The following is a 575-nucleotide window of genomic DNA, read 5'->3' as shown; positions in this document are numbered from 1 at the left end:
GACCGGGGCGGTGCGGACGGCGGGCGCCATCAGCGCACGGGTGACGTCGGCGGTGCCGCAATGCGGGCAGGACAGGAGATTGCGCCTGGCCTGGTCGTCGAAGGCCGCGCTGCCGGGAAACCAGGCATCGAATTCATGGCCCTGACCGCAGCGCAACTGATAGCGGATCACGCGTTCGATGCCCTTTCAGGCGGCCTGGAGCAGCGGGTCGAGCCGACCGCCGCGGTCCAGCGCCATCAGGTCGTCGCATCCGCCGATATGCCGGCCGTCGATGAAGATCTGCGGCACCGTGGTCCGGCCGCCGGAGCGGGCCTGGGCCTCGGCGCGTTCGGGCGTGCCGTGCAGGGCGCGGATCTCGGTGAACGGCGTGCCTTTCTGCTGCAGCAGGCGCATGGCGCGCACGCAATAGGGACAGCCGGGCTGCGTATAGATTTCGATCTTCGGCATCATGGTCCTCGCCTGGGCAATAAAGGCCAGCATATCGTACTTGGCGGATTGCAACATAGGATCGCGTGCATGCCGTTACGAGCGGGGCGGCGCCGGGGCGCGGGCGGCGACCAGCACGTCGACCGAGC

2 protein-coding genes are annotated in these 575 nt (G+C 68.9%); both read right to left on the bottom strand.

Going from position 1 to position 575, the window contains the following annotated elements:
- On the bottom strand, nucleotides 1-171 hold a 171-nt coding region (locus tag HUK84_RS22205; protein WP_176642042.1), incomplete at its 3' end, for a DUF1178 family protein.
- 15 nt (nucleotides 172-186) lie between these two features.
- The gene (grxC, locus tag HUK84_RS22200) at nucleotides 187-447 is read right to left on the bottom strand and encodes a glutaredoxin 3 (protein ID WP_176642043.1); all 261 of its coding nucleotides are present in this window, start codon (nucleotides 445-447) and stop codon (nucleotides 187-189) included.
- Nucleotides 448-575: the final 128 nt, after the last annotated feature.

The organism is Nguyenibacter vanlangensis, assembly GCF_013376155.1.
Taxonomy (GTDB): Bacteria; Pseudomonadota; Alphaproteobacteria; order Acetobacterales; family Acetobacteraceae; genus Gluconacetobacter; species Gluconacetobacter vanlangensis.
The sequence above is the reverse complement of the archived record's forward strand: the minus strand, read 5'-3'. Positions and strand labels throughout refer to the sequence as shown.

Coding starts and splice junctions, on each gene's coding strand:
- grxC (WP_176642043.1), bottom strand. CDS start 447: ATGCCGAAGATCGAAATCTATACGCAGCCCGGCTGTCCCTATTGCGTG.